17 protein-coding genes and 1 riboswitch are annotated in these 21965 nt (G+C 72.8%); of the genes, 15 read left to right on the top strand and 2 right to left on the bottom strand.

Annotated features, from left to right (window positions below; translation table 11 throughout):
• Positions 1 to 188: 188 nt before the first annotated feature.
• A complete protein-coding gene (locus ACZ4XD_RS33245) occupies positions 189 to 980 on the bottom strand; it encodes a DUF4190 domain-containing protein (protein ID WP_468048334.1) in 792 nt (263 codons plus the stop codon).
• Between the two features lie 238 nt (positions 981 to 1218).
• Between ACZ4XD_RS33245 and ACZ4XD_RS33240 the strand changes: the two genes are divergently transcribed.
• The 5 genes from ACZ4XD_RS33240 (at position 1219) to ACZ4XD_RS33220 (ending at position 8445) form a co-directional block, all read left to right on the top strand.
• The gene (locus tag ACZ4XD_RS33240) at positions 1219 to 3429 is read left to right on the top strand and encodes an N-6 DNA methylase (protein WP_468048372.1); all 2211 of its coding nucleotides are present in this window, start codon (positions 1219 to 1221) and stop codon (positions 3427 to 3429) included.
• A gap of 395 nt (positions 3430 to 3824) precedes the next feature.
• Positions 3825 to 4529 carry a hypothetical protein gene (locus tag ACZ4XD_RS33235; RefSeq protein ID WP_468048332.1) on the top strand — a complete coding sequence of 235 codons (705 nt, stop codon included), beginning with the start codon at positions 3825 to 3827 and terminating at the stop codon, positions 4527 to 4529.
• Positions 4526 to 6391, top strand: coding sequence for a protein kinase domain-containing protein (locus ACZ4XD_RS33230; protein ID WP_468048330.1), 1866 nt, complete (start codon positions 4526 to 4528; stop codon positions 6389 to 6391). The genes ACZ4XD_RS33235 and ACZ4XD_RS33230 overlap by 4 nt, the downstream gene beginning before the upstream one ends.
• Before the next feature lie 232 nt (positions 6392 to 6623).
• Complete coding sequence (locus ACZ4XD_RS33225; RefSeq protein ID WP_468048328.1) at positions 6624 to 7262, top strand: SurA N-terminal domain-containing protein; 639 nt, start codon at positions 6624 to 6626, stop codon at positions 7260 to 7262.
• Between the two features lie 163 nt (positions 7263 to 7425).
• The gene (locus ACZ4XD_RS33220; protein ID WP_468048325.1) at positions 7426 to 8445 is read left to right on the top strand and encodes a nucleoside triphosphate pyrophosphohydrolase; all 1020 of its coding nucleotides are present in this window, start codon (positions 7426 to 7428) and stop codon (positions 8443 to 8445) included.
• 15 nt (positions 8446 to 8460) lie between these two features.
• Here ACZ4XD_RS33220 and ACZ4XD_RS33215 read toward each other — a convergent pair whose 3' ends face one another.
• Positions 8461 to 9753, bottom strand: coding sequence for an MFS transporter (locus ACZ4XD_RS33215; RefSeq protein ID WP_468048323.1), 1293 nt, complete (start codon positions 9751 to 9753; stop codon positions 8461 to 8463).
• Between the two features lie 141 nt (positions 9754 to 9894).
• On the opposite strand from ACZ4XD_RS33215, the gene ACZ4XD_RS33210 reads away from it, so the two are divergent.
• The 10 genes from ACZ4XD_RS33210 (at position 9895) to ACZ4XD_RS33165 (ending at position 21833) form a co-directional block, all read left to right on the top strand.
• A complete protein-coding gene (locus ACZ4XD_RS33210; RefSeq protein WP_468048321.1) occupies positions 9895 to 10770 on the top strand; it encodes a LysR family transcriptional regulator in 876 nt (291 codons plus the stop codon).
• Positions 10771 to 10890: 120 nt separating this feature from the next.
• Positions 10891 to 12210 (top strand): cytochrome P450 family protein, encoded by a 1320-nt coding sequence (locus ACZ4XD_RS33205; protein ID WP_468048319.1) that lies wholly within the window; start codon positions 10891 to 10893, stop codon positions 12208 to 12210.
• 256 nt (positions 12211 to 12466) lie between these two features.
• Positions 12467 to 13531 (top strand): transglycosylase family protein, encoded by a 1065-nt coding sequence (locus ACZ4XD_RS33200; RefSeq protein WP_468048316.1) that lies wholly within the window; start codon positions 12467 to 12469, stop codon positions 13529 to 13531.
• Positions 13532 to 13782: 251 nt separating this feature from the next.
• A riboswitch (cyclic di-AMP (ydaO/yuaA leader) is annotated at positions 13783 to 13953 on the top strand.
• A gap of 7 nt (positions 13954 to 13960) precedes the next feature.
• On the top strand, positions 13961 to 14614 hold the full coding sequence (locus ACZ4XD_RS33195; RefSeq protein WP_468048314.1) for a transglycosylase family protein: 654 nt from the start codon (positions 13961 to 13963) through the stop codon (positions 14612 to 14614).
• A 338-nt stretch (positions 14615 to 14952) separates the two neighbouring features.
• Positions 14953 to 16239, top strand: a complete 1287-nt coding sequence (gene eno / locus ACZ4XD_RS33190) for a phosphopyruvate hydratase (protein WP_244329666.1) — start codon at positions 14953 to 14955, stop codon at positions 16237 to 16239.
• A gap of 157 nt (positions 16240 to 16396) precedes the next feature.
• Positions 16397 to 16849: an FtsB family cell division protein gene (locus ACZ4XD_RS33185; protein ID WP_468048312.1), complete on the top strand. Its 453-nt coding sequence runs from the start codon at positions 16397 to 16399 to the stop codon at positions 16847 to 16849.
• A gap of 104 nt (positions 16850 to 16953) precedes the next feature.
• Entirely contained in the window at positions 16954 to 17514 is a 561-nt protein-coding gene (locus ACZ4XD_RS33180) for a DUF501 domain-containing protein (RefSeq protein ID WP_042156418.1), read from the top strand.
• Positions 17511 to 18455: a Ppx/GppA phosphatase family protein gene (locus tag ACZ4XD_RS33175; RefSeq protein WP_468048309.1), complete on the top strand. Its 945-nt coding sequence runs from the start codon at positions 17511 to 17513 to the stop codon at positions 18453 to 18455. Before ACZ4XD_RS33180 ends, ACZ4XD_RS33175 begins: the two co-directional genes overlap by 4 nt.
• A gap of 466 nt (positions 18456 to 18921) precedes the next feature.
• Positions 18922 to 20313 carry an NAD(P)/FAD-dependent oxidoreductase gene (locus ACZ4XD_RS33170; RefSeq protein ID WP_468048307.1) on the top strand — a complete coding sequence of 464 codons (1392 nt, stop codon included), beginning with the start codon at positions 18922 to 18924 and terminating at the stop codon, positions 20311 to 20313.
• Positions 20314 to 20525: 212 nt separating this feature from the next.
• Positions 20526 to 21833, top strand: coding sequence for a class I SAM-dependent methyltransferase (locus tag ACZ4XD_RS33165; RefSeq protein WP_468048305.1), 1308 nt, complete (start codon positions 20526 to 20528; stop codon positions 21831 to 21833).
• Positions 21834 to 21965 lie beyond the last annotated feature (132 nt).

The raw sequence follows: 21965 nt of genomic DNA, 5'->3' as shown, positions 1-21965 counted from the left end.
GCTGGGCGGCCCTACCGCTCCCCCTTCCCCCCCCCTTCCCCCCCCCCTCCCCCCCCCTCCCCCCCCCCCCCCCCCACCCCCCCCCACACCCCCCCCCCCCCCCCCCCCCCACCCCCCCCCCCCCCCCCCCCCCCCCCCCCTCCCCCCCCCCCCCCCCGGGGTCCGGAGCGGGGCGGGGAGCCGGTGGCTCAGAGGGCCAGCTTCCAGCTCGACGAGTCGAGCATCAGGTCCGGCGTGACCTCGACGTCGAGCTGCTTGGCGGTCGGCGGCGCGTCGAAGACCATCTCGACGCTGGCGGTCTCGCCGGGGCTGATCGCGTTGCCGAAGTCGTGGTGCAGGATGCCGTGCTTGTCGTCGTCGACCTCCTCGGCCTCCTTGCCGTTGACCCGGGCCTTGGTCTGGACGAGGGGCTTGTCGAACGTCTTGCTGCCGGTGTTCTTGATCGTGACGGTGAGCTTGTAGGCCTTGTTGCCCTGGGTGTGGCCGCTGACCACGGTGCTCGGGTCGACGGTGTAGGGGGCCGCCTTGGAGACGGACACCTGGACGCCGTTGTTGTACTTCGCCGTCTCGCCCGGGCCGAGGTCCTCGGCGCTCTGGCCGGAGCCGTTCTTCGGCTGGCCGGAGCTCTGCTCCACCTGCTTGTGCACCTCGTCGACCGCCTCGTTGACGGCCACCACGGTGACGATGACGCCGACGACCGCCAGGACGATCGCGAGGGCGCCCAGGATCGTGCCGGTCACCGCCACGCCCTTGTTCGTGGCCTGGCCCTTCTTGGCGCGGCTGAGGCCCACCAGGCCGAAGATCAGGGCGAGTACGCCGAGCGGTCCGGCGAGCCAGAACAGGATCATCGGGATGCCGCTGAGCGCGCCGATGATGCCGAGGATCAGGGCGGCGACACCCAGCCCGTTGCGGGCCGCCTGGGGGGCCGGAGCGCCGGCGGGCCCCTGTGGTGCGGGCTGGTAGTGCATCTGCTGAGACATGCGAAGGGGCCCCTTCCGGGCGCTCGAATCAAGTGCTGCCGAAGCGATGGGTCAATAAGAACAGAGCCTGTGAACCGAGTCAACATGAATGAATGAAGCTGAGTAGTTCACGCTGTGAAAGGGCAGGTGTACTGCTGCTGGGTATGCTTGCCGACACAGCGGTCGGGGGCCACGGATGGGAGTCAGCCAGGTGCCGGACAACGCATCGCCGGACAACGCGACGGGCAGCACGGCCGAAATGACCGTCGGCAGCGCCGAGGTCACCGCCGCCGGTATCGCCCGGCTCGCCGGAGTCGGCCGGGCCGCCGTCAGTAACTGGCGGCGCCGGCACGCGGACTTCCCCAAACCGGTCGGCGGCACCGAGACCAGCCCCGCCTTCGCCCTCGGCGAGATCGAGCAATGGCTGCGCGACCAGGGCAAACTCGCCGAGGTCCCGCTCCGTGAACGGGTCTGGCAGCAGCTCGTCGGGCACCCGGCCGGCACCGCGACCGCACTGCGCCAGGCAGGCGCCGTCCTGCTGCTCGTCCATGAACGGCCCGCGGTCTGGCAGCAGCTGCGCACCGCCGCCGACGACGCCGAACTGACCGGGGTGCTCCCCGCGATGCTCGATGCCGTCCTCGCCGCCCGGCTCGGCCCGGAGCACCCCGTACGCGGCCTGACCCGTAAGGCGCTCGCCCCGTCCGCCGCGCTGGTGCGGGCCGCCGGTGACCTCGCGGCCGCGGACGGCGCCCCCCAGGCGTACACCTTCCTGCTCGGCCGTCACCTGGACGCCAACCCCCGGCAGTACACCCTCACCCCGCCGGGACCGGCCGCGCTGATGGCCGAACTGGCCGCCTCGGCCGGACCGTTGGGCAGCGTCCTCGACCCGGCCTGCGGCGCCGGCGCGCTGCTGACCGCCGCCCAGGAGCGCGCCGGACAGCAGGCCACTGACGGGGCGGAGGGGGCGGGCGCTGCCACACCCCCGGCCGACGCCCCCATCACCCTGCACGGCCAGGAAGCCGCCCCCGACCTCGCCGCGCTCACCGCGCTCCGCCTCGCCCTGAGCGCCCCCGGCGCCCCGGTCCGGGTCCGCGCCGCGGACACCCTGCGCGCCGATGCCTTCCCGGAGCTCGCCGCCGACGCCGTCCTGGTGCACCCGCCGTTCAACGAGCGCAACTGGGGCCATGACGAACTCGCCTACGACCCCCGGTGGGAGTACGGCTTCCCGGCCCGTACCGAATCCGAACTGGCCTGGGTGCAGCACGCGCTGGCCCGGCTCCGGCCGGGCGGGACCGCCGTCCTCCTCATGCCGCCCGCCGCCGCCTCCCGCCGCTCCGGCCGCCGGATCCGCGCCGACCTGCTGCGCCGCGGCGCACTGCGTGCCGTCATCGCGCTGCCCGCCGGCGCCGCCCCGCCCAACGGCGTCCCGCTGCACCTGTGGGTGCTGCGCAAGCCCGGCGGCGGCCAGCCGCCCGCCCCCCACCTCCTCGTCGTCGACACCGCCGACCTCGCCACCGGCACCCCCGCCGGCCGTGACCGGCCCGACTGGCAGAGCGTCCACGCCACCGCCGTCGAAGCCTGGCAGACCTTCGACCGCGAGGGCGGCATCGAGGAACAGCCCGGCGTCCGCCGGTCGCTGGCCGCCATCGACCTCCTCGACGACGATGTCGATCTCGCCCCGGCCCGGCACCTCCCGCCGCCCGCGGCAGCCGGCGGCCCCGCCGAACTCGCCCGGGTCCGCGAGCGGCTGACCGCCACCCTCGCCCGTACGACGGAGCTCACCCCGCGGCCCGCGGCCGGTGACACCGTCCCGGACCCCGCCGGCACCGGCCGCCGGCCGCTGACCACCGTCGGCGAACTCGCCCGCTCCGGCGCCCTGGTGCTGCGCGCGGGCGGCGCCGGCACCGCGGCGACGAGCACGGGCACCACCCTGCCCATGGGCGCCACCCCGCCCGAGGGCGGCCGGGAGCCCGGGGAGCCGCCCGCGGTACTCACCGACCACGACGTGCTCGGCGGCGGCGCCCCGTCCGGTGCCCTCCCCGAAGCGCCCGCCTCCGGGCCCGCGGAGGAGGCGGTGCTGCTCCGCGAGGGCGATGTCGTCGTCCCGGTCCTCGGCGGCGGCGCCGTCGCCCGGGTCGTCGACGCGGACACCGCCGGCGCCGCCCTCGGCCGCAACCTCACCCTGCTGCGGCCCGACCCGGCCGCCCTCGACCCCTGGTTCCTCGCCGGCTTCCTGCGCGGCACCGCCAACACCCGGCAGGCCAGCAGCTACGCCTCCACCGCCACCCGGCTCGACGTCCGCCGGCTGCACCTGCCCCGGCTGCCACTCGCCGAGCAGCGCCGCTACGGGCAGCGCTTCCGCGAACTGGCCGACTTCGAAGGCGCGTTGCGCCTGGCGTCCCGGCTCGGCGAGCAACTGATCCAGGGACTGCACGACGGGTTGACGGAGGGGTCGGTGGCACCGGACTGACGGGGGCTTGGGGGCGCCGGGCCGACGGAGGGCTCGTAGGTGTTGGACGGGCGGAGGGGTTGGGGGTGCCGGGCTGACTCGGCGGGTGCCGGGTGCCGGGTGCCGGGTGCCGATTGCCGGCGCCGGCGGACGGGCCGGCGGACGGCCATCGGACGGAGCCAGCGAACGGGCCGCGGACGGCGCCGTCGCACGGGCCAGGAAGGGACACCCGGGCGGGCCGGTCCCCGGCCCGCAGATCCGATCGTCCAATCCGTACAACCCCGCACGCGCGGTCGGCGTCGTATATACGCTCGCAAGCACGTATGCGCAGCCGGGCCCGCCCGCGCGAGGGGGTGGCGCCGCGGGCCGCCACGACGCCGCCCCGCCCGCCACGAAACGATCCGTCAGGAGCAGCAATGCACGGCCCCGTCCCGGCCCCTCCGCCGTTCCGTCCCCCGGCACCGGGCACGGTCGTTCTGCTGCGGGTGCTCTTCGTGGCCGTCGCGGTGCTCAGCCTGGGCTTTCTGGCCTGGGCCACGCTGCTGCGGGCCGCGCTCGTCCAGCGCAGGCCGCTGGGATGGTGGCTGTTCGGCACCGATGTGGTCCTGCTCGCCGCCACCATCATGTGGTCCGGGGGCTATCCCGAAACGGACTGGCACACGGATGCCGCGGTCGCCGTGATCCTGCTTCAGATGGCCGCCGCCGTGGCCTACTACCTCGTGGTCGACCTGCGCGCGGCACGGCCGGCCGGTCAGCCGTACGGGCCGCCGGCCGGACAGCCGCCGGGCTTCGGGGCCGCCTACGGCGCCGGCCCGGCGGGCTATCCGGCCGCCGGGGCGGCGCCGCACCCGTACGGTCCGGCGCCGGTCCCGCACCACGCCCCGGAGCACCGGCCGTACGGCGCACCGGGCGGCGCCACCCCCGTCAACCCGTACGCCCTGACCGAGACCCGGCTGCCCCAGCCCGGGGGACCGGCCGCACCGCCCCACCCCGCACCGCCGCCCGCGGGCCCGTATGCCCCGCCGCCCCCGGACCGGCTCCAGCCGCCGCAGCGCATCGACCGGGTGCGGGCCGAGCTCGATGAGCTCAGCGACTACCTCCGGAAGGAGGAGGGCCGGTGAACGGCCGGGTCATCGGCGGGCGTTACGAGCTCTCCGCGCTGCTCGGCCAGGGCGGGATGGGCCAGGTCTGGATCGGCTACGACCGCCGCCTGGACCGCCGGGTCGGCGTCAAACTGCTGCGCCCCGACCGGGTCGCGGGCACCCCGGACGGCGAGGAGATGCGCCGCCGCTTCGTCCGCGAATGCCGGGTCACCGCACAGGTCGACCACCCCGGGCTGGTCACCGTCCATGACGCGGGCAGCGACGACGAGGACCTCTACCTGGTCATGCAGTACGTCGAGGGCGCCGACCTCTCCGACCACCTCGCCGAGCACGACCCCTACCCCTGGCCGTGGGCGGTCTCCGTCGCGGCCCAGCTCTGCGCCGTACTGGCCTCCGTGCACGCCGTCCCGATCGTCCACCGCGACCTCAAGCCCCGCAATGTCATGATCCGGCCGGACGGCTCGGTGGTCATCCTCGACCTGGGCATCGCCTCCGCCCTGGACACCGACACCACCCGCCTCACCCACACCGGTTCCCCCATCGGCAGCCCCGCCTACATGGCGCCCGAACAGGCGATGGGCGGCGCGGTCGGCCCGCACACCGACCTCTACGCCCTCGGGGTCCTGCTCCACGAACTCCTCAGCGGCGAGGTCCCGTTCGCCGGCTCCACGGCCCTGGGCGTGCTCCACCGCCACCTCCACGAGGAGCCCGTCCCGGTACGCACCCTGCGCCCCGACGTGCCCGAGGCCCTCGAAGCCCTCGTCCTCCGCCTCCTGCGCAAGGACCCCCAGGCCCGCCCCACCGACGCCCAAGGGGTCTACCAGGCCCTGGCCCCCCTCCTGCCCGCCGCCACCACCGGCCCGCAGGCCGACCGGTCCCCGCCCGCCCCGCTCGCCCCCATGGACCCCACCCGCCCCTTCCGCCAGCCCCACGCCCCCTGGCCGACCCGCTCCGCGGGCTCCCCCGCCGCCGCCCCGACCCCGACCGCCCTCTCCACCCCACAAGTACCGGAGCCCTCACAGGTACCGGAGCCTTCACAGGTACCGGTGTCCTCACCAGCGCAGGTGTCCCCGCCTCCCACCGGACCGGGCCTCGTACCCCGCCAAGGCAGCTCCTCCCGCCCGGCCGCAACCCCGCACCCGGCCACGGACCCCCGCACCTCCGCCGTCCCCGCCGCCCCGGCCACCTCCCGCCCCGGCGCCTGGACCTCCGCAGCCACCCCCTACACCCCGGCCCCCTCCACCGCTCCCGCTACTCCCACCCCCGCCTACGCATCTGCCGCCACCCCCACGCCCAACTCCCCCTCTCCCGCCACCTCCGGGCCGGACGTCGCCGCCGCCGTCGACGAGGTCAAGAGCCTGCTCGACCAGGGCCGGATCACCCGCGCCGTGGACATCCTCGGCGGCATCCTGCCGGCCGCCGCCGAACGGCACGGTGCCCACTCCCCGGTCGTCCGCACCCTGCGCAAGCAGTACGCCGCCACCCTCATGGACGACGGCCAGTACCGCCGCGCCCTGCCCGAACTCCGCCTGCTGGCCGAGGAGTTCGGCCGGGAATCCGGCGCCGGCGCCACCCGCCATGCCCTCCAGTTCCACTACGAGGCCGCCCAGTGCCTGGAACAACTCGGCGAGGTCGCCCAGGCCCTGGAGGAGTACCGCGCCCTCCTCCCCTACTTCGAGCACTACGCCGACGACCCCGTACGCCCCCTGGAAATCCGCCGCTCCATAGGCCACCTGCTCCTGGCCCAGGGCGAACGCGGCGCCGCCCACGAAACCCTCACCCGCCTCCTCCACGACGCCGAACGCCTCCACGGCCCCCACCACCCCTTCCCGGAGGAGCTGCGGAGGACGTTGTACTGGCTGGGGAGGGTGCAGGGGTGAGGTGGGCCGGGTGGTGACGCCAGCTGTCCCGGAGCCCCGCGGTCGTATGCCTCGCCAGGCCCTGGGGTGCGGCGGAGCAGCCCACTGAGGAGGCGGCGACGAGAAGGGACAGCGGAGCAGAAACCGACTCCCGCACAGATCGTTGGCCGAAGCAGTGGCCTGGGCCACGCCGACTCCATAGCATCGATCAATCAAGGTCGAGACTCCGTCGCACGATCTGCCGGGAGGCCATGTGTTCCGCCGAAGGACAGCGCTCTCCGTATCCGCCACCGCCGCTCTGCTGGCCGCTACCCCGTTGCTGGCCGCGTGCGGCAATGACGCCCATCCCGGTGCCGCGGCCATCGTGGACGGGAAGCGGATCACCGTCTCGCAGCTCCAGGCGAAGGTGAAGGACGTGCGTGCCGCGCAGGCCGAGTCCCCGCAGGGCGGGCAGCTCATCATGAGCACCGGGCGGCTGAGCCTGGCCACGCTCAACGGCATGATCTTCGACGAGGTGCTGGCGCGCGGTGCGCGGGACGCCGGGGTGACGGTCAGCCGTGGGGACATCCAGAAGTGGCGGGGCCGGGCCGAGAAGCAGGCCGGCAGTGCCGAGCGGCTGAAGGCGATGTGGCTGCAGCAGGGTGTGGCCCCGGACGAGATCGATGCCATGGTCCGGAATCAGCTGCTGCTCGACGGGGTCGCCGAGCATCTGCACGCGGACCGCCGCGCGCCGGAGGGGCAGCAGAAGCTCGCCCGCGCGCTGGCCAAGACCTCCCGGTCCATGGGGATCGACGTCAATCCGCGGTTCGGCAAGTGGGACGACCAGCAGGTCATCCTCGGCGAGACCAAGGACCCGTGGATCACCCGGGAGCCCGCGAAGCAGCAGACCTGACCGGGCGCCGGGGGACGGGCGGTCGGCGCCGGTGCCGGAGCTCGTCCCCCGACCGGCGCCGGGCGGCGTCAGCCCAGCCATGTGCCCGCCGGGGCCCGGCCGTCTCGCCTCCGCCCGCCCACCGCCACCGGTCGGTGTCAGTGCCGTGCGTTACGTTCGAGGCGTGAACGCTGACGCCTCCGCCTCCGCCGCCGGTACCGGCGCCGACGCCCGTCCCGAGGGTTCCGGTACCGGACGCCTGGTTCTGCTCACCACCAGCCACCGGGTCGCTCCCGGGCTCCTGTCCTGGCCCGCATGGCAGATATTGCGGGCGGCCGACCGTGTGGTGAGCGCCGATCCGGATCATCCGCAGCTGCCTTATCTGCGGGAGGCCGGTATCGAGGTGGAGACCGCCGCGCCCGCCGCCCGCGAACTGGTCGACTACTGCGTGCCGGAGGCCCGTACGGCCGTCGTGCTGACCTCGGCGGACGGCGAGAGTGCGCTCACCGACGGGCTGGCACGGCTGGCCGGTTCCGGCCGGGAGACCATGCCGGATCTGGAGCTGCTGCCCGGCTCCTACGACCTGCCCGGTGCCCGGCTGCTCGATCTCGTCCAGGTCATGGACCAGATCCGCGCCGAGTGCCCCTGGAGCAGTGTCCGTACGCACCGTGATCTTGCCAAGTACGGCATCGAGGAGGCGTATGAGCTGGTCGAGGCGATCGAGGAGGGCGACCGCGCGGAGCTGAGGGAGGAGCTCGGGGATGTGCTCCTCCAGGTCGTCTTCCATGCCCGGATCGCGCAGGACGATCCGGACGAGCCGTTCTCCATCGACGATGTGGCGGGCACGATCGTGGAGAAGCTGCTGCACCGCCACCCCCATGTCTTCGGGGAGGAGGAGGTGGCCACCCCGGAAGAAGTCAGGGCCCAGTGGCTGCGGAAGAAGGCGGAGGAGAAGCAGCGGGAGTCGGTGACCGAGGGGATTCCGCTGGCCCAGCCGGGGCTGGCGCTCGCGGCGAAGCTGGCCTCGCGGGTGCGGACGGCGGGCATCGAGGTCGCGCCGCCGGCCGGGGAGGGCATCGGCTACGAACTGCTGGCGCTCGCCGTACGGGCCGAAGCGGAGGGCGTCGACCCGGAGGCCGCCCTGCGCGCGGCGGCGCGGGCCTACCGCGATGCGGTGGTGGCCGCCGAGGGCGCCGCCCACTGAGCGGGTGCCCTCCGGTCACGGCGTGAGCGACGGCGTGGGTGCGCCGGCCGCGGTGACCGTCCCCTTCCGGCCCCCGCCGGCCGCCCGCTGTCGCATGCGCTCCAGCACCCACAGCGCCACGACCACGGCGGCCAGCACCGCGCCCAGCACGCACACCCCGTGCCAGCCCGCGGCGCCCCAGACCGCCGAGGTCAGTGCGGAGCCGACCGCGCCGCCCACGAAGTAGCTGGTCATGTAGGCGGAGTTGAGGCGGTTCCGGGACTCGGGGCGCACCGCGTAGACCAGGTTCTGGTTGCTGATGTGGACCGCCTGGGCGGACAGGTCCAGGATGATCACCCCGGCGAGCAGCGCGGCCAGTGACCAGGCGCCGCCCGCTCCGCCGAGGGCCAGCAGGCCCCACGACCCCAGCAGCAGGAAGGCCGCCGCGCCGGTGACCCGGTGCGCCAGGCCGCGGTCCGCCAGCCGTCCGGCCACCGAGGCGGACAGCGAGCCGGCCGCGCCGACCAGCCCCAGCAGCCCGATGGCCGACTCCTGCCAGCCGTAGGAGGGCCCGGACAGCAGGAAGGCCAGCGCCGTCCACAGCACGCTGAAGCCGGCGAAGGTCAGGGCGCCCAGCGCACCCCGCCACCGCAGCACCGGCTCCTGGCGGAACAGCGCCAGCGTGGAGCGCAGCAGCGCCGGATAGCGCAGCCCGGCGGTGGTACGCAGGGCCGGCAGCCGGAGCCGCAGCAGCACCGCCATCAGCAGCATCAGCGCCGCGTTGACCCAGTACACGGTGCGCCAGCCGCCCAGTTCGGCGAGCAGCCCGGCGGCGGTACGGGCCAGCAGGATGCCGAGCAGCAGCCCGGTCATGACGGTGCCCACGGTCCGGCCGCGCTCGGCGGGCGCCGCGAGGGTCGCCGCGTACGGCACCACGACCTGGGCGGCGACCGAGGTCAGACCGGTCAGGGCGGTGCCGGTGAGCAGGAGGGCGGCGTTGGGGGCGCTCGCCGTGACGGTGAGGAAGACCGCGGTCGCGGCGGTCAGGGTGACGGCCAGCCGGCGCCGCTCCAGCAGATCGCCGAGCGGGACGAGCAGCAGCAGCCCGAGTCCGTAGCCGACCTGGGCGACGGTGACGACCAGTGCGGCGGTGGACGCGGACAGGTGCAGATCGCGGCCGATGACGTCCAGCAGCGGCTGGGCGAAGTAGTTGCCGGCGACGGAGAGTCCGGTGGCGACCGACATCAGCAGCAGGGTGCCGCGGCCCAGGCCCGGCCGCGTCGCGGGGGTGTCCCCGGCGGCCGGCTCCGGTATGTGCTCGGTCTCCATGACCTGACCTCCTCGGTGCGCCCACGGCCACCGCGGCGGCGGGCACGTTCCAGCCTGGGGGCCGGGCGATCCATGAGTCCAACACATTGTTGTCATCGCATTGATCGTGGATGCAGATCAATGGCTTTAGAGTCGGTGGCCATGGAGCTTCAGCAGATGCGGTATGTGGTCGCGGTCGCCGAGACCGGTGGGTTCACCCGGGCCGCTGAGCGCTGTCATGTGGTGCAGTCCGCGCTCAGCCATCAGATCGCCCGGCTGGAGAAGGAGCTCGGGGCCCGGCTCTTCGACCGGACCAGCCGCAGTGTCCGGCTGACCGCCGCCGGGGAGGCCTTCGTGCCGGTCGCCCGGCAGGCGCTGGAAGCGGCCGAACGGGCCCGCGCCGAGGTGGCGGCGGCGACCGGGGAGGTGCGCGGCCGGCTCGCGGTCGGCGCGATCACCACCGTCGCCGCCGTGGATCTCGCCCGTGAGCTGGGGGCCTTCCGTACGCGGTGCCCGCAGGTGCGGATCAGTCTGCAGACCGACATGAGCGATGAGCTCATCGCACAGGTGCGGCAGGGCGTGCTGGACGTCGCCTTCGTCGGGCTGGTGCCCGCGGCCCGCACCGTCGGCGTACGGGAGAAGGAGCTGGCGCGCGGCGAGCTGGTCGCCGTCGTGCCGCCGGGGCATCCGCTGGCGGGGCGGGAGTGGACCACGCTGTCGCGGATGGCGCGGGAGACCTTCGTCGACTTCACGGCGGGGTCGGCGGCCCGCCGACAGCGCGATGACGCCTTCCGTGCGGCGGGGCTGACCTCGGAGGTGGCGTTCGAGGTGACCACGGTCGAGTTCCTGGCGAAGCTGGTGCGGGCGGGCCTGGGCGTCGGCATGGTTCCGGAGGCCATCGCCTCCGAGCTGGCCGGGCTGCACATCGTGCGGGTGCGCCCGGCGCCCGAGCGGACCGAGCGGGTGGTGTGGAGCGGCCTCGGCCCGTCACCGGCGGCGGTGGCCTTTCTGACCGGGCTGGGGGTGGAGGTGGCGTAGGGCCTGTCTTCGGAGGCCCGCCTGCCTCGCGGCGGACGACGGGACCGTGGCTACAGGCCCTGGCCGGCCCCCGCCCGGTGCGCGGCGCGCCGTTGTGCGCCCAGCGGTTACGGTCGGAAGGTGCACGACAAGCCCCACACCACCGCCGCCGACGCCCCCGCGGGCTGCCCCGCCGCCGGGCCCGCCCCCGCGCTGTTCACCTGGGAGTTCGCGTCCGACCCGTACCCCGCGTACGCCTGGCTGCGCGAGCATGCGCCGGTGCACCGGACCGAGCTGCCCAGCGGTGTCGAGGCGTGGCTGGTCACGCGGTACACGGAGGCGCGGCAGGCGCTCGCCGACGCCCGGCTGTCCAAGAACCCGGTCCACCACAGCGAGGCCGCGCACGGCAAGGGCAAGGTCGGCATCCCGGGGGAGCGCAGCGCGAACCTGATGACGCATCTGCTCAATATCGACCCCCCGGACCACACGCGGCTGCGCCGGCTGGTCTCGAAGGCGTTCACCCCGCGCCGGGTCGCCGCCTTCGCCCCGCGGGTCCAGGAGCTGACCGACCGGCTCATCGACGCCATGATCGCCAAACCGGGCGGCGCCGGGGAGGCCGATCTGATCCATGAGTTCGCCTTCCCGCTGCCCATCTACGCGATCTGCGATCTGCTGGGGGTGCCGCGCGAGGACCAGGACGACTTCCGGGACTGGGCGGGCATGATGATCCGCCACGGCGGAGGGCCGCGCGGCGGCGTCGCCCGCTCCGTGAAGAAGATGCGCGGCTATCTCGCCGAGCTGATCCACCGCAAGCGCGCGTCGCTGGGCGACACCCCCGAGGCGGACGAGGATCTGATCTCCGCCCTGATCAGGGCCTCCGACCACGGGGAGCATCTGACCGAGAACGAGGCCGCCGCGATGGCCTTTATCCTACTGTTTGCCGGTTTTGAGACCACCGTGAACTTGATCGGTAACGGCCTCTACACGCTGCTGCGCCACCCCGCCCAGCGGGAGCTGCTCCAGAAGTCGATCGCGGCGGGCGACACCGAGCTGCTCGCCACCGGCATCGAGGAACTGCTCCGTTACGACGGCCCCGTGGAGCTGGCGACCTGGCGGTTCGCGACCGAGGAGCTGACGCTCGGCGGGCAGCGGATCGCCGAGGGGGACCCGGTCCTGGTGGTGCTGGCCGCCGCCGACCGCGACCCGGCGCGCTTCGACGAGCCGGATGTGCTCGATCTGACCCGGCGTGACAATCAGCATCTGGGATACGGGCACGGCATCCACTACTGCCTGGGCGCGCCGCTCGCCCGGCTCGAAGGGCAGACCGCGCTGGCGACCCTGCTGACCCGGCTCCCGGACATCCGGCTTGCGGCGGAACCGGAGGATTTGCGCTGGCGCGGCGGGCTCATCATGCGCGGACTGCGTTCACTTCCGGTGGAGTTCACTCCGGATCGGCCCTGACCAGCGACAAGACCACATGTGACGCAGAGTCAACCGCGTGACCATTACGTGATCCGCACTACACCGACTTGTGACTACCCGAGAGCCCGGCTACCTTTCGACCCGACGATCGACAGGCTTCACTCGATCGGTCGAAGCGGTGATGTGGGGGACCGTTGTAACGGTGCCGCTCGCGTGCGTCGGCCGGCCGGAGGCTCCGTCGAGCAGCTCCGAAGAGCTCGTCGAACAACTCAACCGCCGCGCGAAAGGCATCCGCATGCGTTCCGGGAACGGCCGACATCGTCGCCCCCGTCAGGCACCGGCCATCTTTGTCACGGCGGGAGTGACCGGCGCCGGCTTCGCCCTCCCCCTCCTCGGGGCGAGCGGCGCACACGCCGCCGACACCGCGACCTGGGACAAGGTCGCCCAGTGCGAGAGCGCCGGCGTGTGGAGCGCCGCCTCGGGCAACGGCTACTACGGCGGCCTCCAGCTGACCCAGGAGATGTGGGACAACTACGGCGGGTCGGCCTACGCCTCGCGCCCCGACTACGCCAGTCGCTCCCAGCAGATCGCCGTGGCCGAGTCGATCCTCGACGACCGAGGGCCGGACGCCTGGCCGAGCTGCGCCGTGAACGCGGGGCTGACCGGCGACGGCGAGGCCCCTGAGGTCGACCCGGGCAGCACCAGCACCCCCGCACCCGACCCGTCGGACTCCCAGGGTTCCCGCGACCCCTGGGACACCTCCGACCCGTCCCGGTCGCACGACGACGGGGGCTCCGCCGGACGCGACGACGCGCCGCGCGACGAGCACGGCGACGAGAACCGGCGGCCGTCCGACGTGACGCCCTCGCCCGACCCCTCGGACTCCGGCGAGCCGGGCGAGGCGTCCACGAGCCCGGAGCCGTCCGACCCGGCGACGCCCGGCGACCGCGGCGACGACCCGTCGCGGTCCGCCGACCCGTCCGACGAGGACCCGTCCGGCAGCCCCTCCACGGACCCGTCCGAGGACGGCAGCCGTACGGACAGCACCGGCACGCCGCACAAGGTGCCCACCAAGGGCAAGCACCGCGGCGAGGCGGGCGACGAGGACGCCAGGGGCAGCGACGACGGCAGGTCGGGCGGCCGGCACGCCTCGCGCGGCGACGACGCGCACCGTACGGGCCCGGCGGCCGATGGCGACTACACGGTGCGCCCGGGTGACAGCCTGTCAGCCATCGCCGTGGCCCACCGGCTGCCCGGTGGATGGGGTGCGCTGTACGACCGCAACGAGGGCGTCATCGGGTCCGACGCGGACCTGATCCAGCCCGGTCAGCAGCTCGATCTCGGGCGGAACGCAGGGTAGTTCGGCACCCTTCGCCCTCTTTTGGGAAAGTGAGACAAGGGTCTCGTTGACTCCGGTGGGGTCCGGTCTGCGCAACCCCGGCATACCGGGCCTCACCTGCGGATATGTAACCAACCCGTGATCAAAAACGGTCAACTTGGTTCAGATGGTGGGGTTTGAACCCCAAGGGCATTACTGCTTAACGTCAGGATCGCTCGCCAAAGCGGGCCCTTCGATCACACGCCGAATCCTGCCGGTGGTCGGAGGCACTTGACGCGCAAGCGCCGAAGGCAGGAGCGGGGGACCCAGGATTTGTGCCGGCCCCGCCCGTGAAAACGGGTCAACCGGCTTGGGGTGAAGCCAGGTGCGTTCCGCGCACACGGCCGGGCGACTCATCAGTCCGAACCCGACAGCTCACCTCGCAGGCGTCGGTGAGGAAACGAACGAACCATGCTGATCTTCAAGGGCAAGCACCGTCGTCCCTCCAAGGCCGTCCGCGTCGCCACCCTGGCCGGTGTGGCCGGTGCCGCCGTGGCCGTCCCGATGATGGGTGCCACCTCCGCCTCCGCAGCCTCCGTCGCCACCTGGGACAAGGTCGCCCAGTGCGAGTCCGGCGGCAACTGGTCGATCAACACCGGTAACGGCTACTACGGTGGCCTGCAGTTCTCCAACTCCAGCTGGGCCGCCGCCGGTGGCACCCAGTACGCGCCGCGCGCCGACCTGGCCACCAAGTCGCAGCAGATCGCCGCCGCCGAGAAGCTCCTCGCCATCCAGGGCCCGGGTGCCTGGTCCTGCGCCGGTGCGGGCAACCTGACCGCCGGTGGTCCGTCCCCCGACGTCGACACCTCCACGCAGACCAAGTCCGCGCCGAAGCAGGAGTCGGCCGAGCCGGAGGCCAAGAAGGCCCCGTCCCAGGACCGTGCCTCGCGGTCCGCCGAGCGCAAGTCCACCGGCCACGGCAACTACACCGTCAAGGCGGGCGACACCCTCGCCAAGATCGCCAAGGCCCACGGCACCGACTGGAAGTCCGTCTACAAGGCCAACAAGTCGGTCATCGGCGGCAACCCGAACCTGATCATCCCGGGTCAGCAGCTCAACGTCTGAGCCGGAGCTCACCGGGGCTCCTGAGGGCCCGAGCGGCGGGCCCCTCCTTCCTCCGTGAGACCGCCCCGTCACGGCGCGCCCTTCCCCCCAGCGTGCCGTGGCGGGGCTTCTCGTGTCCCGGACCGCATCCGAGGCCCCCGGCCGGCGGCAGGCCGCTGACCGGCACTGTTCCGCGACTTTCCCCGTTCGGCGAACAATGTGCCAAACGTCCCGCGAACTGGGCCTTTGGGCAGGTTTTCGGGGGTGTTCCGTCCCACGGAGCGGGCCAAGGGCAGGCGGACGAGCCCGGGGCCGTTAGGCTCATGCGCAGAACGCCAGACACCCACGAAGGAGACAACGTGCCGTCGATCGACGTCGTCGTAGCCCGCGAAATTCTCGACTCGCGAGGTAATCCCACGGTCGAGGTCGAGGTCGGCCTCGACGACGGCAGCACCGGTCGTGCCGCCGTCCCGTCCGGCGCCTCCACCGGCGCCTTCGAGGCCATCGAGCTCCGTGACGGCGACCCGAACCGCTACCTGGGCAAGGGCGTCGAGAAGGCCGTCCTGGCCGTCATCGAGCAGATCGGCCCGGAGCTCGTCGGCTACGACGCGACCGAGCAGCGGCTGATCGACCAGGCGATGTTCGACCTGGACGCCACCGACAACAAGGGCTCGCTCGGCGCCAACGCCATCCTCGGCGTCTCCCTCGCCGTGGCGCACGCCGCCTCCGAGGCCAGCGACCTCCCGCTGTTCCGCTACCTCGGCGGCCCGAACGCGCATGTGCTGCCCGTCCCGATGATGAACATCCTGAACGGCGGCTCGCACGCCGACTCCAACGTGGACATCCAGGAGTTCATGATCGCCCCGATCGGCGCGGAGTCCTTCTCCGAGGCGCTGCGCTGGGGCACCGAGGTCTACCACACCCTCAAGAAGGTCCTGAAGGAGCGCGGCCTGTCCACCGGTCTCGGTGACGAGGGTGGCTTCGCCCCGAACCTGGGCTCCAACCGTGAGGCCCTCGACCTCATCCTGGAGGCCATCAAGCAGGCCGGTTACGCCCCCGGTCAGGACATCGCGCTCGCGCTGGACGTCGCCGCCTCCGAGTTCTACAAGGACGGCAAGTACCAGTTCGAGGGCAAGGACCGCTCGGCCGCCGAGATGACCGAGTACTACGAGGAGCTGGTGGCGGCCTACCCGCTGGTCTCCATCGAGGACCCGCTGTTCGAGGACGACTGGGCCGGCTGGAAGGTCATCACCGACAAGCTCGGCGCCAAGGTCCAGCTCGTCGGCGACGACCTGTTCGTCACCAACCCCGAGCGCCTCGCCCGCGGCATCGAGGAGGGCTCCGCCAACGCGCTGCTGGTGAAGGTCAACCAGATCGGCTCGCTGACCGAGACCCTGGACGCCGTCGAGCTGGCCCAGCGCAACGGCTTCAAGTGCATGATGTCGCACCGCTCCGGTGAGACCGAGGACGTCACCATCGCCGACCTCGCCGTCGCCACCAACTGCGGCCAGATCAAGACCGGCGCCCCGGCCCGCTCCGAGCGCGTTGCCAAGTACAACCAGCTGCTGCGCATCGAGGAGATCCTCGACGACGCCGCGGTCTACGCCGGCCGCTCCGCCTTCCCGCGCTTCCGCCACGGCAGCTGACGAAGACGGCCCGCTGCCAGGCCGGACAGGGCAGCAGGGGCTGAACGGGCGAGGCAATCGCCCCGCGCCCCGTACGTCCCCGGCGACGGTCCCGTACCGTTGCCGGGGACGTACCTGCTTGAAGCAGTCAGGCGTCCGTCAGTGAAGGGGAGACGACGTGCCCGCGGACCGGTTCTCGACCGCGACCCGACTCAAGGCGCTCGGCGAGCAGGCCGCCGCCCGCGTCTACCGCGCCCGCCCGCCCCGCCGTAACCGCCTCACCGGCCGTGCCGCCCTGCTGGCGCTGGTGATGTGCTCCCTGGTCGTCGCGCTCGCGTATCCCATAAGGCAGTACGTCTCCCAGCGCTCCGACATCGCCGAACAGCGCCGTAAGGCCCAGGACGCCGGTGCGGCGCTGGACCGGCTGCGGGAGCAGAAGGCCCGCTGGCAGGACCCCGCGTTCGTACGCCAGCAGGCCCGCCGGCATCTGCACTACGTCATGCCGGGCGAGGCCGGATACATCGTCCCGGACGGCTCCGGCACCGGCCCCGCACCCAGGGGGGCGCGGGCGGCGCAGCGCCCCTGGTACGAGAATCTGTGGGACGCCGTCGACACCGCCGACAAGCGGTGACGCCGGCCGGTACCGCAGGCGGGCGGCAGCCCGTACCGTCGACAGCGGACGGCCCGCCGCGCCGCGCCGCCCCCTCCACACCACTCACCTCACCGAAAGCGCACATGGACACCCCCCCGCCCCAGACCGAGCCCACCGAGCCCACCGCCGCGGACATCGCCGCCTTCAAGGAGCAGCTCGGCCGCCCGCCCCGCGGGCTGCGCGCCATCGCGCACCGCTGCCCCTGCGGCCAGCCGGATGTCGTCGAGACGGCGCCGCGCCTGGAGGACGGCACGCCCTTCCCCACGCTCTACTACCTCACCTGCCCGCGCGCGGCCTCCGCGATCGGCACGCTGGAGGCCAACGGCGTGATGAAGGAGATGTCCGAACGGCTGGCGACCGACCCGGAGCTGGCCGCCGCCTACCGGGCGGCCCACGAGGACTACATCCGGCGGCGGGACGCCATCGAGGTGCTGGCGGGCTTCCCGAGCGCGGGCGGCATGCCCGACCGGGTCAAGTGCCTGCATGTCCTCGTCGGTCATTCGCTGGCGGCCGGGCCGGGCGTCAACCCGCTCGGTGACGAGGCCCTCGCGATGCTGCCGGAGTGGTGGAAGAAGGGGCCGTGCGTGACCCCGTGCCAGGACACCACCGGAGATCGGGACGCCCCCGAAGGAGACGCCACGTGAAGCGGGTCGCCGCCATCGACTGCGGTACGAACTCCATCCGGCTGCTGGTCGCGGACGCAGACCCGGCAACGGGTGAGCTGAAGGACCTCGACCGCCGGATGCAGATCGTCCGGCTGGGCCAGGGCGTGGACCGCACCGGGCGGCTGGCGCCCGAGGCGCTGGAGCGCACCTTCGCGGCCTGCCGGGAGTACGCCGCGGTGATCAAGGGCCTGGGCGCCGAACAGGTCCGCTTCGTGGCGACCTCCGCCTCCCGGGACGCGGAGAACCGCGACGACTTCGTCCGCGGGGTGGTGGACATCCTCGGGGTGGAGCCCGAGGTGATCACCGGTGACCAGGAGGCCGAGTTCTCCTTCAACGGCGCCACCAAGGAGCTGACCGGCCGCGCCGACCTGGCACGGCCGTTCCTGGTGGTCGACATCGGCGGCGGCTCCACCGAGTTCGTGCTCGGCGATGACGCGGTCCGCGCCGCCCGCTCGGTCGACGTCGGCTGCGTCCGGATGACCGAGCGGCATCTGGTGCACGAGGGCCAGATCAGCGACCCGCCCACCGAGGGCCAGATCGCCGCGATAAAGGCCGATGTCGCCACGGCGCTGGACCGGGCGGAGGAGACCGTCCCGCTGCGCGAGGCGGCCACCCTGGTGGGTCTGGCCGGCTCGGTGACCACGGTCGCCGCGATCGCGCTGGGCCTCGACCGGTACGAGTCCGAGGCCATTCACCACTCCCGGATCTCCCTGGCGAAGGTCCGCGAGATCACCGACCGGCTGCTGTCCTCCACCCATGCCGAGCGCGCGGCCATCCCCGTCATGCATCCCGGCCGGGTCGACGTGATCGCCGCGGGCGCGCTGGTGCTGCTGTCGATCATGGAGCGGACCGGCGCGGCGGAGGTCGTCGTCAGCGAGCACGACATCCTCGACGGCATCGCCTGGAGCCTCGCCGGCTGAGGTGAGCACGGTGTGCGGCAGGGGTCGGCAACGGCCTCTGCCGTCCGGCTTTTTGAGCGGTCCCGGCCGCCCGGCCGAGCGGTCTTCAGGGGCCTTCAGCGGGTCTCGCGGAGGGGCCGGCGAAGAAAGTTCGTGAAATCCTTCACATGAAAAAGCCTGTCCTTGGACGAACAATCTGACCGTCCGGCCCTCATTCGAAGGTCCTAGGACTCCTGCACCCGGAGAATGCGCGGTTGCCGAGGTGGCGGCGACGCGCTCGCGGAGGCGGTGGTTCAGCCCGCCTGACGGGCCGTGACACGGGAACAACGCCTGATCAACAGGGGTCTCCAACGCCTTGCGCCCTACAGTGGTTCCGCTTTGGACTATGGCGTCGGTCACGAAGCCGGCGGAGTGTAGCAGATGCCCCTCCGTTGCTTGTGAAGGGGCTCACGAGCGACCCCCCATGTGGGGGTGGATACTCGATTGCATGAGCACCACGGAGCGTCCCAGGATCCTCGTTGTAGGCGGTGGGTACGTAGGCCTGTACGCGGCACGCCGCATCCTCAAGCAGATGCGGTACGGCGAGGCGACCGTCACGGTCGTCGACCCGCGCTCGTACATGACGTACCAGCCCTTCCTCCCCGAAGCTGCTGCCGGCAGCATCTCCCCCCGCCACGTCGTGGTGCCGCTACGACGCGTGCTCCCCAAGGCGGAGGTCCTCACCGGCCGGGTCACCACCATCGACCAGGACCGCAAGGTCGCCACGATCGCCCCGCTGGTCGGCGAGGCGTACGAGCTGCCCTTCGACTACCTGGTCATCGCGATGGGCGCGGTCTCCCGCACCTTCCCGATCCCCGGCCTGGCCGAGAACGGCATCGGCATGAAGGGCGTGGAAGAGGCCATCGGCCTGCGCAACCACGTGCTGGAGCAGCTGGACAAGGCCGACTCCACGACCGACGAGGAGGTCCGCCGCAAGGCGCTGACCTTCGTCTTCGTCGGCGGTGGCTTCGCGGGTGCGGAGACCATCGGCGAGGTCGAGGACATGGCCCGCGACGCCGCGAAGTACTACAACAACGTGAAGCGCGAGGACATGCGCTTCCTGCTGGTCGACGTCGCCGACAAGATCCTCCCCGAGGTCGGTCCCAAGCTCGGTGCGTACGGCAAGGAGCACCTGGAGAGCCGCGGTGTCGAGGTCTACCTCAAGACCGGCATGGACTCCTGCGTCGACGGCCATGTGAAGCTCAACAACGGCCTGGAGGTCGACTCCAACACCATCGTGTGGACCGCGGGCGTCAAGCCGAACCCGGCGCTGGCCCGCTTCGGTCTGCCGCTGGGCCCGCGCGGCCACGTCGACACCGGCACCACCCTCCAGGTGCAGGGCACCGACTACATCTGGGCCGCGGGCGACAACGCCCAGGTCCCGGACCTGGTCGGGCGCAAGAACGGCAACGAGAACGCCTGGTGCCCGCCGAACGCGCAGCACGCGCTGCGGCAGGCCAAGATTCTCGGCGACAACGTGCTCTCCGGTATGCGGGGCTTCCCGCAGAAGGAGTACAGCCACGCCAACAAGGGTGCGGTCGCCGGTCTGGGCCTGCACAAGGGCGTCGCGATGATCGTCATGGGCAAGATGAAGATCAAGCTCAAGGGCCGTCTCGCCTGGTACATGCACCGCGCGTACCACGGCATGGCGATGCCGACGTTCAACCGCAAGATCCGGGTCTTCGCCGACTGGACGCTGGCCATGTTCCTCAAGCGCGAGGTCGTCTCGCTCGGCGCCATGGAGAACCCCCGCGAGGAGTTCTACGAGGCCGCCAAGCCGGCGCCGGCCCCGCCGACCGCCGCCGAGGCCGGGGACAAGACCAAGGCCAAGGCTTCCTGAATTCCCGGTCGGCTACTCCGACCAGCCCGAAGGGCGTCCGCCATCCGTGGGGCGGGCGCCCTTTGGCGTGTCCGCAGGCGTGTCCACTCTGGCGCAAAGCGGGCGGTGTGCGGTTCTCTTACGTGTGAACGGGACTAACTGGGCGCCCCATTGGCGTTTACGTGGTGGGTGAAGCTTCTTCGCCCGACTCGTCAAACACGGAGGTGTGCGACATGGCCGATGCCGCTGGACGGCTCACCAAGCTCGCCGAGGAGGTACTGGGAGCACCGCTCCCGGTACGCATCCGCGCCTGGGACCGCAGCGAGTCCGGCCCGCCGGGGGCACCGACCCTCGTGATCCGCCATCGCCGGGCGCTGCGCCGGCTGCTGTTCAAGCCGGGCGAACTCGGCCTGGCCCGCGCCTGGGTGGCCGGCGACCTCGACATCGAGGGCGACCTCTACGAAGCGCTCGACCGGCTCGCCGGCCTGATCTGGGAGCGCGGCGACGCCCCCGGACGGCCGCGGGCCGCCCTCGTACGCGCCCTGGCCCGCCCGGAGATCCGCGCCGCCGCCCGGGAACTGCTCCTGCTGGCCGGCGCCCCGGTCCCGCCGGCCCCGCCCGCCGAAGAGCTCCGGCGCCGCCGCGGCCCGCTGCACACCCTGCGGCGCGACAAGGAATCCATCAGCCACCACTACGACGTCGGCAACGACTTCTACGCCCTGGTCCTCGGCCCGTCCATGGTCTACTCCTGCGCCTACTGGGAGAGCCCCCGGGCCACTCTGGAGGACGCCCAGCGCGACAAGCTCGACCTGATCTGCCGCAAGCTCGGCCTCCGGAAGGGCCAGCGGCTGCTGGACGTGGGCTGCGGCTGGGGCTCGATGGTGCTGCACGCCGCCCGCGAGTACGGCGTCCGGGCGGTCGGCATCACCCTCTCCGAGGAGCAGGCCGGCTTCGCCCGCAAGCGGATCGCCGAGGCCGGGCTCGCCGACCGGATCGAGATCCGGGTGCAGGACTACCGCGAGATCCACGACGAGCCGTTCGACGCGATCTCCTCGGTCGGGATGGCCGAGCACGTCGGCCGTACCCAGTACGCGGAGTACGCCGCGGCCCTGTACTCCCTGCTCAAGCCCGGCGGACGGCTGCTCAACCACCAGATCGCCCGGCGGCCGGTCGCGGACGAGGAGGCGTATCACGTCGATGAGTTCATCGACCGGTATGTGTTCCCGGACGGTGAGCTGGCCCCGGTCGGCCGGACCGTCGGACAGCTGGAGGAGGCCGGGTTCGAGGTCCGGGACGTGGAGGCGATCCGGGAGCACTACGCGCTGACGCTGCGGAGCTGGGTCGAGAACCTGGAGCGGCACTGGGACGCGGCGGCGCGGCTCACCTCCGTGGGCCGGGCCCGCGTCTGGCGGCTCTACATGGCCGCGTCGGCGCTGTCCTTCGAGCGCAACCGCATAGGAGTCAACCAGGTGCTGGCGGTCCGGACCCCGGAGCCCGGGGACTCGGGGGCGCCGCTGCGGGCGCGGGAGTGGACCGGCTGACACGGTGTGGGGGGGGGGGCGGGGGGGGGGGGGGGCCCCCCCCCCCCCCCTCCCCCTCCTCCCCCTTCTGTTGGGCCGCCCGTTTCTCCTTTCCCCGCGGGGTGACGGCCAACTCTCAGCCCAAGAAACAAC

Source organism: Streptomyces sp. NPDC029466 (genome assembly GCF_055574515.1).
This window is presented reverse-complemented; position numbering and strand designations above follow the sequence as displayed.